Annotated in this window: 10 protein-coding genes; all 10 read right to left on the minus strand. The window is 65.2% G+C overall.

The window, feature by feature from the left end; genetic code table 11:
• A partial coding sequence (murC, locus tag EOA23_RS25690) for a UDP-N-acetylmuramate--L-alanine ligase (protein ID WP_127306204.1) occupies window positions 1-1362 on the minus strand: 1362 nt, incomplete at its 3' end.
• Window positions 1359-2483 (minus strand): undecaprenyldiphospho-muramoylpentapeptide beta-N-acetylglucosaminyltransferase, encoded by a 1125-nt coding sequence (murG, locus tag EOA23_RS25695; protein WP_127250289.1) that lies wholly within the window; start codon window positions 2481-2483, stop codon window positions 1359-1361. The genes murC and murG, both read right to left, overlap by 4 nt.
• Before the next feature lie 6 nt (window positions 2484-2489).
• Window positions 2490-3641 carry a putative lipid II flippase FtsW gene (ftsW, locus tag EOA23_RS25700; RefSeq protein WP_127306205.1) on the minus strand — a complete coding sequence of 384 codons (1152 nt, stop codon included), beginning with the start codon at window positions 3639-3641 and terminating at the stop codon, window positions 2490-2492.
• Window positions 3641-5044 carry a UDP-N-acetylmuramoyl-L-alanine--D-glutamate ligase gene (gene murD / locus EOA23_RS25705; RefSeq protein ID WP_127306206.1) on the minus strand — a complete coding sequence of 468 codons (1404 nt, stop codon included), beginning with the start codon at window positions 5042-5044 and terminating at the stop codon, window positions 3641-3643. The genes ftsW and murD overlap by 1 nt, the downstream gene beginning before the upstream one ends.
• An 11-nt stretch (window positions 5045-5055) precedes the next feature.
• Window positions 5056-6138, minus strand: coding sequence for a phospho-N-acetylmuramoyl-pentapeptide-transferase (gene mraY, locus EOA23_RS25710; RefSeq protein WP_042637735.1), 1083 nt, complete (start codon window positions 6136-6138; stop codon window positions 5056-5058).
• Window positions 6139-6164: 26 nt separating this feature from the next.
• Window positions 6165-7598: a UDP-N-acetylmuramoylalanyl-D-glutamyl-2,6-diaminopimelate--D-alanyl-D-alanine ligase gene (locus tag EOA23_RS25715; protein WP_127306207.1), complete on the minus strand. Its 1434-nt coding sequence runs from the start codon at window positions 7596-7598 to the stop codon at window positions 6165-6167.
• Window positions 7595-9049, minus strand: coding sequence for a UDP-N-acetylmuramoyl-L-alanyl-D-glutamate--2,6-diaminopimelate ligase (locus tag EOA23_RS25720; protein ID WP_127306208.1), 1455 nt, complete (start codon window positions 9047-9049; stop codon window positions 7595-7597). Before EOA23_RS25720 ends, EOA23_RS25715 begins: the two co-directional genes overlap by 4 nt.
• 54 nt (window positions 9050-9103) lie before the next feature.
• Complete coding sequence (locus EOA23_RS25725; RefSeq protein ID WP_127306209.1) at window positions 9104-10828, minus strand: penicillin-binding protein 2; 1725 nt, start codon at window positions 10826-10828, stop codon at window positions 9104-9106.
• On the minus strand, window positions 10825-11220 hold the full coding sequence (locus tag EOA23_RS25730) for a hypothetical protein (RefSeq protein ID WP_127306210.1): 396 nt from the start codon (window positions 11218-11220) through the stop codon (window positions 10825-10827). Before EOA23_RS25730 ends, EOA23_RS25725 begins: the two co-directional genes overlap by 4 nt.
• A 4-nt stretch (window positions 11221-11224) precedes the next feature.
• A partial coding sequence (mraW, locus tag EOA23_RS25735; RefSeq protein ID WP_127306211.1) for a 16S rRNA (cytosine(1402)-N(4))-methyltransferase occupies window positions 11225-11501 on the minus strand: 277 nt, incomplete at its 5' end.

Consider the following 11501-nt stretch of genomic DNA (forward strand, 5'->3'; position numbering starts at 1 on the left):
TTGCGTTATGTTGCCGGCGCCGAGGAAGACGACGAAATCGCCGGGCTTGGCAAGATCGCGAATGGCTGGCGCGATCGCCGCCGGCCCATCGATATAGCGCGCGTCGCGATGGCCGCCGGAACGGATCCGCGCAACCAGCGCATCGGAGGTCACGCCTTCGATAGGCTCCTCGCCGGCCGCATAGACCGGCGCCACCATCACCGTATCCGCGTCGTTGAAGCAGACGGAGAATTCGTTGAACAGATCGTGCAGCCGGGTGAAGCGATGCGGTTGCGCGATGGCAATGACGCGCCCTTTGGTGGCGCTGCGCGCGGCCTTCAGCACCGCCGCGATCTCCACCGGGTGGTGGCCGTAATCGTCGAACACCTCGACACCGTTCCACGAGCCGGTGTGTGTGAAACGCCGCTTGACGCCGGCGAAGGACGACAGACCTTTCTTGATCGCGTCATCCGACAGGCCGAGCTCGTGCGCGACCGCGATCGCCGCCGTCGCGTTGGAGACGTTATGCTTGCCCGGCATAGGCAGGCGCAGGCCGGTTATCGTCGCGGTGCCGCGCCCCTTTCGGTCGCGGATCACCACGTCGAATTCCGAGGTCGCGCCCAGCATGCGATGGTTGGTGAAGCGAACATCGGCCTGTGCGTTCTCGCCATAGGTGATGACGCGCCGGTCCTCGATGCGGCCGACCAGCGCCTGCACTTCCGGATGGTCGGTGCACATCACGCCGAAGCCGTAGAACGGCACGTTCTCGACGAACTGACGGAAGGCCTCGCGCACCTTGTCGAAGCTGCCATAGTGGTCGAGATGCTCGGGATCGATATTGGTGACGACGGCGATGTCCGCCGGCAGCTTGAGGAAGGTGCCGTCGCTTTCGTCCGCTTCGACCACCATCCACTCGCCGTCGCCCATCCGCGCGTTGGTGCCGTAGGCGTTGATGATGCCGCCATTGATGACGGTCGGGTCGAGCCCGCCGGCCTCGAGCAGCGTCGCCACCATCGAGGTGGTCGTCGTCTTGCCATGCGTGCCGCCGATGGCGACCGCCTGGCGGAAACGCATCAGCTCGGCCAGCATCTCGGCCCGGCGCACGATCGGCAAAAGCTTCTCGCGCGCGGCCTTGAGTTCAGGGTTGGATTTCTTGATCGCGGTCGAAACGACGACGACTTCAGCATCGCCAAGATTCTCGGCCTTGTGGCCGACGAAACATTCGATGCCCTTGTCGCGCAGCCGCTGCACATTGGCGCCGTCGGCCTGGTCGGAACCCTGCACCTTATAGCCGAGATTGTGCAGCACCTCGGCGATGCCGCTCATGCCGATGCCGCCAATGCCGATGAAATGCACAAGGCCGATCGTCTGCGGCATCTTCATGCGCGCGTCCTCCTATAATCCGAAACCGTTTTGCCGGACGCAATAGCCTCTGTCAGATCGGCGAGCAACCGCGCCGCGTTCGGTTTCCCGGCCGAACGGGCGGCGGCGGCCATGGCCGCCAGCCGGTCCGGGTCCTGCATCAGCCCGCCGACCAGTTGCGCAATCCGCTCGGCCGACAGCGTCGACTGCGGATGGAGCTCGGCGCCTCCGGCGGCGGCAAGGGCCGCGGCATTCGCCGCCTGATCGTGATCGAGCGCGTGAGGATAAGGAACCAGCAGCGCCGGCCGACCGATGACCGCGATCTCCGAAACCGTCGAGGCGCCGGAGCGCGACATCACCAGATGCGCCGCCGCCATGCGCGCCGCCATGTCGGTAAAGAAGGGCGAGACCTGGACGTCGACGCCGAGCTCGGCATAAGCCGCCTTCACTCGCGCTACATCCTCCGCGCGGGCCTGTTGTGTGATCACCAGGCGCCTGCGCAGGTCTTGCGGCAACAGCGCGACCGCCGCGGGAACCGCATCGGAAAAGAACTGCGCGCCCTGGCTGCCGCCGAACACCAGCAGGCGGAACGGCTCGCCCTCGTTCGATGCCGCATAGGGCGTCTTCGCTGCCTCGAGCACCTGCGGCCTGACCGGATTGCCGGTGGTCACCGTCTTTGCGCCGTCGGCGCTCGCGCCTTCCGGCAGGAAGCCGCCGGCAATCGCGTCGACGCGGCCGGCAAGCGCCTTGTTGGCACGACCCATGACGGCGTTCTGCTCGTGGATCAGCGTCGGCACCTTGCGCCTTGTCGCCGCATAGAGCGGCGGCAGCGTCGGATAGCCGCCGAAGCCGACGACCGCCTCCGGCTTGATCCGGGCGATGATCCGGCTCGCTTCGCGCACGCCCTGCCAGATCTTCCAGAACGCCGAGACCACGGCGACCGGATTTTTCGAGCCCAGCGTCGCCGACGGGACCGCATGGATGTCGGCGGCGGGAAACTGTCCGGAATAGCGCTCGGCGCGCCGGTCGGTGGCAAGATGCACCTTCCAGCCGCGTTCGATCAGCTCATGCGCGAGCGCCTCGGCCGGAAACAGGTGTCCGCCCGTTCCGCCGGCTGCAAGCAGTATGACACCCTTCGCCATCCCGCCTCATTCCGCCGGGATTGCGCGCTGCGCGAGGACGAAGCCCATCTGCTTGCGCTTTTCCGGACGCTTGCGCGTCAATGCCAGCACCATGCCCATCGAGACGGCGATGGCGATCTGCGAGGAGCCGCCATAAGAGATGAAGGGCAGTGTCATGCCCTTGGCGGGCATCAGCTGCAGGTTCACGCACATGTTGATGGCCGACTGCAAGCCGAAGATGGTGACAAGACCGCCCACCGCGTAGCGGGTGAAATCGTCATGCTCCTTGAGCGCGATGCTCAAGCCGCGCAGCACGATGAAGGCGAAGATCGACATGATGAAGAAGCACATGATCAGGCCGAACTCCTCGCCCGCGACCGAGAACACGAAGTCGGTATGAGCATCCGGAACAATGCGCTTGACGGTTCCCTCACCCGGCCCGACACCGAACCAGCTGCCGTTGATCAGTGCCTCGCGGCCCATATCGACCTGAAACGTATCGCCCTCGCCGGTCAGGAACTTGTTGATGCGCAAGGCAACGTGCGGGAACACCGTATAGGCGGCGAACAGGCCACTCGCACCGGTGATGCCGAGGGCCATGATCCACAGCCACGGCAGGCCGGCCATGAAGAACATGACGCCCCAGGTGCCGGTGACCAGCATGGTCTGGCCAAGATCGGGCTGAGCGACCAGAAGAGAAACCACGAGGACCAGAAGCAGGAGGGCGAACAGATTGCCGGGGATGTCGAGCTGGCGCTTATGCTCGGCAAACAGCCACGCGCAGATGATGACGAAGGCCGGCTTGAGGAACTCGGACGGCTGGATGGACAGGCCGGCGAGCGACACCCAGCGCCGCGCGCCCTTCACCTCGACGCCGATGTAGAGCACCGCCACCATCAGCACCAGCATGACACAGATCAGCACCAGCGACATGCGCCTTATCTGCCTCGCTTGCAGGAAGGAGACCGCCAGCATCACGACGAGCGCCGGGATGGTGAAGATGATCTGCCTGGTGGCGAAGTGAAAGCTGCTGAGGCCGATGCGTTCGGCCACCGCAGGGCTGGCGGCAAAGGACAACACGATGCCCAGTCCCATCAGCGACAGGAACGCCGCCAGGAACCAGCGATCGATGGTCCACCACCAGGTGGCGACAGGACTTTTGTCGAGACGGCTTTGCATCAACGTGGCCCTCCGATGGGTTTCACACCATCAATAGCAGTCGCAGCTTGCCTGAAGGCTTCGCCGCGAACTTCGAAATTCTTGAACTGGTCGAAACTGGCGCAGGCCGGCGAAAGCAGCACCACCGCCTCGCCGCCGGCGTCGCTCGCCGCGTCATGGGCCGCATGCTCGACCGCCGCCGCCAGCGTTTCCGATATCTCGTAGGGCACCGCTTCGCCCAGCGTCGCCGCGAAGGCGGGCGCCGCCTCGCCGATCAGATAGGCCTTGGCAATGCGCGGGAAGAAGCCGCGCAGCGGCTCGATGCCGCCCTCCTTGGGCAGGCCGCCGGCGATCCAGTAGATGCGGCTGGGGAAGCTTGACAGCGCGGGAGCAGCCGCGTCGGCATTGGTCGCCTTGGAATCGTTGACGAACAGCACATGGCCCTTGCGGCCGACCTGTTCCATGCGGTGCGCCAGCCCGGGAAAGCTTTCGAGCCCTGCCTGGATTTCGCCAAGCTCGAGCCCGACCTTGAGGCAGGCAACGACGGCGGCCAGCGCATTCTGCGCATTATGCTGGCCGCGCAGCGAGCCGATGCCCTCGAGGAAGGCGACGCGGCTGTAGCGGCCATGCACGGCTTCCATCAGATTGGTGCCGTCGGCGAAATAGCCGTCGGTCAAAGGCAGGCGCTTGGAAATGCGGGTGACCTGCCGCCCTGCCCGCTCGAGTCGGTCGGCGATCTGGGCGCCCCAGGAATCGTCGACGCCGACGATCGCGGTGTCCGAGCCGGCGACCAGCCTTTCCTTGATCGAGGCGTAATGCGCCATCGTGCCGTGCCGGTCGAGATGGTCGGGCGTCAGGTTGAGCAGGATGCCGGCGGTCGGGTTGATCGAGGGCGCGAGGTCGATCTGGTAGGAGGAGCACTCCACCACATAGTGCCGCTTCGGTTCGGGCGGATCGAGCGTCATGATGGCGCGGCCGATATTGCCGCCCATCTGCGTGTCGCGGCCCGCCGACTTCAATATATGCGCCGTCAGCGCCGTGGTCGTCGACTTGCCGTTGGTGCCTGTGATCGCGATGAAGGGTGCTGCCGGCGCGTGGGCGATGCGCTCGCGGCAGAACAGCTCGATATCGCCGATCACCTCGACGCCGGCGCCGCGCGCCAGCTCCACCGTCCAATGCGGCTTCGGATGCGTCAGCGGCACCCCTGGCGACAGCACGAAGGCGGCGAAGCGCGGCCAGTCGGCGGCGCGCAGATCGCCCGTCGCGATGCCCGCGGCCGATGCCCTGGCGACACTTTCAGGATTGTCGTCCCAGGCCAGCACCTCGGCGCCGCCCGCGATCAGCGCATGCGCGGTGGCTATCCCCGAGCCGCCGAGCCCGAAGAGCGAAACGCGTTTGCCTGAGAAGGAAGCGGCGGGGATCAAGCGGGCTGGTCCTATCTGAGCTTGAGGGTGGAGAGGCCGACCAGCGCCAGGATGACGGCAATGATCCAGAAGCGGATCACCACCTGGCTTTCGGTCCAGCCGAGCTTTTCGAAATGGTGATGGATCGGCGCCATCAGGAAGACGCGCTTGCCGGTCATCTTGAAGTAGCCTACCTGGATGATGACCGAGAAGATCTCGACCACGAACAGGCCGCCGACGATGACCAGCACGATCTCGTGCTTGGTGGCGACGGCGATGGTGCCGATCAGGCCGCCCATCGCCAGCGAGCCGGTGTCGCCCATGAAGATCGCGGCCGGCGGGGCGTTGAACCAGAGGAAGCCGAGGCCGGCGCCGATCACCGCGCCGAGCACGACGGCGAGTTCGCCGGTGCCGGGAACGAAATGGATCTGCAGATATTCAGCGAAGACCGCGTTGCCCGAGAGATAGGCGATGACGCCGAAAGACGCCGCCGCGATCATGATCGGCACGATCGCCAGGCCATCGAGGCCGTCGGTCAGGTTCACCGCATTGCCGGCGCCGACGATGACGAAGCAGGAAAACGGGACGAAGAACCAGCCGAGGTTGATCAGGAACTCCTTGGCGAAGGGGAAGGTCAGGGACGACGAGAATGGCGCCTGGCCATTATGCATGATCACCCAAGCGGCGATGGCAGCGATGACGAATTCGATCGCCAGCCTCGCCTTGCCGGAGAAGCCCAGATGCGATTGCTTGGTGACCTTGAGATAGTCGTCGTAGAAGCCGATCGAGCCGAAGCCGACGGTGACCAGCAGCACAACCCAGACATAGATCGAGGATAGATTCGCCCATAAAAGCGACGAGCCGATGATGCCAGACAGGATCATCAGCCCGCCCATGGTCGGCGTTCCAGCCTTCTTGAAATGCGTCTGCGGGCCATCGGCGCGGATCGGCTGACCCTTGCCCTGCCGCAGGCGCAGCGAATTGATGATCGTCGGCCCGAAGATGAAGACGATCAGCGCCGAGGTGATCAGCGCGCCGCCGGTGCGAAAAGTGATGTAGCGGAAGACGTTGAAGAACGAGATCTTGTCCGCGAAATCGACGAGCAGTGTGAACATGGTCCTTCGGTCCCCCGGAGCCGACCTCAAGTCGGCTCAATGTTTGTGGCTTCCGCCGGAAATTTGCCGAGCAATGCCTCGACCAGCTTTGAAAACCCGATGCCTTTCGACGATTTGACCATCACCACGTCGCCGGGCTTGAGCGCAGCGATCACGATCGGCTTCAGTTCCTCGACGCCTGCCCGGTACTCGGTCTGGACATCGGCGGGCAAAATCTTTTCCAGCGCCTGCATTTCCGGCCCGCCGAGAAAGACATTGCGCGTGCCTGTGCCGACGATCAGTTCGGCCAGCGCCGCATGGAGCTTCGCCGAATGGCCGCCAAGCTCCAGCATGTCGCCCAACACGGCGATGCGCCGGCCCTCCCCCGAGACGGGCGTAGCGTTGAGCAGCGCCATCGCCGCCGCCATCGACGCCGGATTGGCGTTGTAGCTCTCGTCGATCAGCGTGATTGGTCCGTTTGGATGGTGCAGGACATGGCGCCGGCCACGCCCGCGTTCGGCCGACAGGTCGGCAAGCGCCGCCGCAACCTTGTCGAGATCGGCGCCGACGAGCTTGGCAGCACCCAGCACGGCCAACACGTTCTGCACCATGTGGCGGCCGGGGGCCCCGACACGCGCCGCAACATCCTGCTTGCCGATTTTGGCGGTGATGTCGGAGTGATCGGCGTAGAGCTCGCAGCTGGTGAGCCGGAAGGTTGAACGGGCATTTTCGCCAAAGCCGAAGACATGCTCGACGCGCGCCTCCTTCGCCATCTTCTCAAGCAGCTTCCAGCGCTGGTCGTCACGATTGAGCACCGCGGCGCCGCCGGGCTCCAAGCCTTCGAATATCTCCGCCTTCGCCCTGGCGATCTCATCCAGATTCTTGAAGAAACCGAGATGCGCGGCGGCAATCATCGTCACGATGGCGACATGCGGCCTGACCATCTTGACCAGCGGCCTGATCTCGCCCGGATGGTTCATGCCGATCTCGAAAACCGCGTAGTCGCAGTCCTGCGGCATGCGGGCGAGCGTCAGCGGCACGCCCCAATGGTTGTTGAACGACTGCGCCGAGGCGTGCACCTTTCCCACCGCCGACAGCACATGGCGCAGCGCTTCCTTGGTGGTCGTCTTGCCGGCCGAGCCGGTGACCGCGATGATCCGGGCCTTCGAGCGGGCGCGGGCCGCGACGCCGAGCTTCTCGAGGGCCGCAAGCACGTCCTGCACGACGATCATCGGCGCCGTCAGCCGGCCGAGCGAGGGCAGCTTGCCCTCGGCGACGACCAGCACGGCTGCACCCGCTTTCACGGCGGCCGTCGCGAAATCATGGCCGTCCATCGCCTCGCCCTTGATGGCGAAGAAGGCGTTTGCCGGCTCCAGGCTGCGGCTGTCGATCGAAATACCGGTGATGCCCTCCGGCAGCGAGCCGATGGGCCTGCCTTCCATGGCTTCGACCAGCGCTTCCGACGTCCACAGCAGGTTCATGCGGCGCGCTCCTTCAGCGCATCGCGCACTTCCTCGTGGTCGGAGAAGTGGAAGGTCTGAGCGCCGATGGTCTGGCCTTCCTCATGCCCCTTGCCGGCGACGATGAGCGTATCGCCGGCGCGCAGCATCGCCACCGCCTCATGGATCGCCTTGCGGCGGTCGCCGATCTCGATGGCGCCGGGCGCCGCGGCGAGGATGGCCGCGCGGATGGTCTCGGGCACTTCCGTGCGCGGATTGTCGTCGGTGATGATGACGATGTCGGCGAGCCGCGTCGCGATCTCGCCCATGATCGGCCTTTTTCCCCGATCGCGGTCGCCGCCACAGCCGAACACCACGATGACCCGGCCCGTGGTGAAAGGTCGGACCGAGGTCAGCACGTTTTCCAGCGCATCGGGCTTGTGCGCGTAGTCGACATAGACAGGAGCGCCGGCGGCGGTGGCGCCGACGAGGTCGAGCCGGCCCGGCGCACCCTTCAATTTTTCCAGGGCGGCCAGGGCTTTATCCACCGGCGTTCCAGTCGCGATGGCAAGCCCGGCGGAGACCAGCGCGTTGGCGATCTGGAAATCGCCGGCCAAAGGCAGGTCGACCTCGTAGAGCACGCCGTCGGCCACGACCTCGGCGCGCTGGCGATGGCGCTCATGCTCGACCCGCTTGAGCGTCAGGAAATCGCCATGGCGGCCGACGGTCAGGACCTTGAGACCCGCCGCCATTGCGGCTTTGATCGTCGGCTCCGACCACGGGTCATCGGCAAAGACGATCGCCGGCGCGCCTTTCGGCAGCAGCGTGTCGAACAGGCGCAGCTTGGCGCGGTGATAATCCTCGACGGTCCGATGGTAGTCCATGTGGTCGCGACCGAGATTGGTGAAGGCGCCGGCCGCGAGCTTCACGCCGTCGAGACGACGCTGGTCGAGGCCGTGGCTCGAGGCTTCCATCGAGGCATGGGTCACGCCAGCATCCGCCAGTTCCTTGAGCAACCGGTGCAGCGCCACCGGGTCGGGCGTGGTCAGCGAGCCATATTCGTTGCGGCCGGGCGCCACGACGCCGGTCGTGCCGATCGAGGCGGCGGCAAACCCCGCCTGCTCCCAGATCTGGCGGGTGAAGGCGGCGACGGATGTCTTGCCGGCGGTGCCGGTGACGGCGACCATGGTCTCAGGCTGGCGGCCGAAGAAGCGGGCGGCGGCGAGCGCCAGCGCATGGCGCGGATCATCGACGGCAAGAACCGGTATCGACAGGCCGGAAACCGCCGCGCCCTTGCCCGTGACGATTGCGGAGGCACCCCGGCTGGCGGCATCGGCGGCATAGGCGGAGCCATCGGCCTTGCTGCCGGCAATCGCAAAGAAGACGACGCCGGTCTTGACCGCGCGGGAATCGGAGGAAAGTCCGGTAACCTCCAGATCGCGGGAAGCTGTTCCCTCGACAGGCAGGATACCGGCTAGATCTTTTAGATGCATTGAGTCCCGTTCACTGCAACAAAATAGCGCGCAGTTGCCGGCGCGCCCCAAGAATCACTGATAGGAAACCAGCGTTGCACCATTTTCATGGCTGAAATCTGGCTTCACGCCAAGCATGGCCGCCGAACGCCTGATGATATTGCCGGCGATAACCCCCGCATTGTTGGCGGCGACGTCCGTCATCCCGGGCTTTTCGGGATGCGGGGCGTCGGCGATTGTGAACACCAGAAATTGCGGATCGTCCATCGGGAAGGCGGCGACGAAGGTGTTGAAATTCAACTCCTTGGAGTAACGGCCGTTGATGACCTTCTCGGCCGTTCCGGTCTTGCCGCCAACGCGGTAGCCGGGAGCCCTGGCGTTTCTGGCCGAGCCCTTCTCGGCATTGAGCGTATAGAGATAGCGCATGCCTTCGACCGTCTTGTCGCTGACCACTTTCTTGGCCACCGCCATCGCCTCCTGCTCGCTGCGGACCAGGAATGTTGGCTGGATCAGATAACCCTGCATCAGCGCCGCGCAGCCGACAGCGGCCTGCAGCGGCGTCGTCGACACCCCATGGCCGAAGGCGATGGTGAACGAGTTGACCTGTTTCCAGACCTTGGGCTCGGTCGGGCGCGCGACCTCCGGCAATTCGGTCTGCATCCTGTCGAGAATGCCGAGGCGGTGCAGGAATTCGCGGTGCCCGTCGATGCCGACGAGCTCCGCCTCCCTGGCCGAGCCGATATTGGACGAATAGAGGAACACCTCCGGCAGCGACAGCACGCGGTTCTTGCCGTGGAAATCGTGAATGGCCTGATGGCCGACCCGGATCGGATGCGACGCGTCGAAGCGGCTGTTCATCGTCGCCTTGCCGGAATCGAGCGCCATCGCCGAGGTGAAGCTCTTGAAGGTCGAGCCCATCTCGTAGAGGCCAGCCGACATGCGGTTCAGCCGGTCCTTGTCCTGGGCATTGTAGGGATTGTTCGGGTCGAAGTCCGGCACCGAGGCCATCGCCATCACTTCGCCCGTCTTGATATTCAGCACGACGGCGCCGGCGCCCATGGCGCGATAGCGCTCCAAGCCGGCGGCGATCTCGTCGCGCACCACATGCTGGACGCGCAGATCGATCGAAAGCCTGACCGGCTGGAGGTCCTTGGCGATGGCAAGGCCCGACGCCTGCAGGTCGCTCAGCCCCTGCTCGTCGATATACTTCTCCATGCCGGAGATGCCCTGGTTGTCGATATTGGTCAGGCCGACGACATAGGACGAGGTCTCGCCGCTCGGATAGAAGCGGCGCTTTTCGGTGCGGAAGCCGAGGCCGGGAACGCCCAGCGCCATGATGTCGGCCTGCTGCTTCGGCGTCAGCTGGCGCTGCAGCCAGACGAAGCCGGCGCCGCTCTTGAGCTTGCGGTAGGTCTGCTCGTAGTCGATGTCCGGCAGCACGGTCGACAATTTCTCGATCGCTTCGTCGGCATCGACGATGCGCCGCGGCTCGGCAAACAGCGACGCCGTCTTGATGTCGGTCGCCAGCACTTCGCCGTTACGGTCGACGATATCGGGACGCGACGCGGTGACCCTGCTCTGCGGGCCGTCGGACAGGTCCGGATTCTGCAGGCCGAGATAGACAAGCCTGCCGGCAATCGTGGAATAGAGGGTGAAGAACACCGCCATCGTCATGACGATGCGGGTCCTGGCCTTGCCGCCCGTCGCCTTGCGCGCCGCGTCGACGACGATCGAGCCGTCCTCGGCGGCCTTCTTCCGGCGCTTCAGCAGCTCACCGATCCTTGGAAGCCTGCTGATCATTGCACCGTGCTCCCCGTGACGACCGGATCCTTGTCGTCCGCTGGTCCATTGCCGGAACTGTCGGCCATGCCGCCAAGCCGCTGCGAGGAGAGGTCCTCAATGGTCACCGGTTTCACCGGAATGTCGTCAAGGCCGCCAATCTGGCGGGCGCCGACCGGTTCGAGCCCGAGCTGGCTCTTGTAGATGTCGGCAAGCTTCTGCAGCCGCGACGGCTGGGTGAGCAGGCTCCAATCCGCCTTGAGGAGATCGATCGTGTCTTCCTCGTAGCGGATCTGCGCCTGGATCTTCTGCACGGCCGCCAGTTGCTCCTCGGCCTCGCGCTTGGTCTTGTAGGTCAGGGCCGCGGCCGAGACCATGACGGCGATCAGGACTATGTCGCTGGTACGAAACACGTGCTCACCTCTCTCCCGGCCGTTCGACGGCGGGAAGCTTTGGAAGGCCGAAAATCGAAAAATCGCCCGCACGCGCCGGGGCATCTGTGCGGATCGCAGCGCGAAGCCTGGCCGAGCGCGCTCGCGGGTTGGCCGCTATCTCGGCCTCCCCCGGCGTCACGCCGCCGCCAGCTTTACGGAAAGTCGCGGCGCGCTGCGGGGCGTCGGGCATGTGTCGCGAGCCGCTGGCGGCTTCGGAACGATCGGCGATGAAGCGCTTGACGATGCGGTCTTCCAGGGAG

The organism is Mesorhizobium sp. M2A.F.Ca.ET.042.01.1.1, assembly GCF_003997405.1.
Lineage (GTDB): Bacteria > Pseudomonadota > Alphaproteobacteria > Rhizobiales > Rhizobiaceae > Mesorhizobium.

Coding starts and splice junctions, on each gene's coding strand:
- murG (WP_127250289.1), bottom strand. CDS start 2,483: ATGGCGAAGGGTGTCATACTGCTTGCAGCCGGCGGAACGGGCGGACAC.
- ftsW (WP_127306205.1), bottom strand. CDS start 3,641: ATGCAAAGCCGTCTCGACAAAAGTCCTGTCGCCACCTGGTGGTGGACC.
- mraY (WP_042637735.1), bottom strand. CDS start 6,138: ATGTTCACACTGCTCGTCGATTTCGCGGACAAGATCTCGTTCTTCAAC.
- EOA23_RS25715 (WP_127306207.1), bottom strand. CDS start 7,598: ATGAACCTGCTGTGGACGTCGGAAGCGCTGGTCGAAGCCATGGAAGGC.
- EOA23_RS25720 (WP_127306208.1), bottom strand. CDS start 9,049: ATGCATCTAAAAGATCTAGCCGGTATCCTGCCTGTCGAGGGAACAGCT.
- EOA23_RS25725 (WP_127306209.1), bottom strand. CDS start 10,828: ATGATCAGCAGGCTTCCAAGGATCGGTGAGCTGCTGAAGCGCCGGAAG.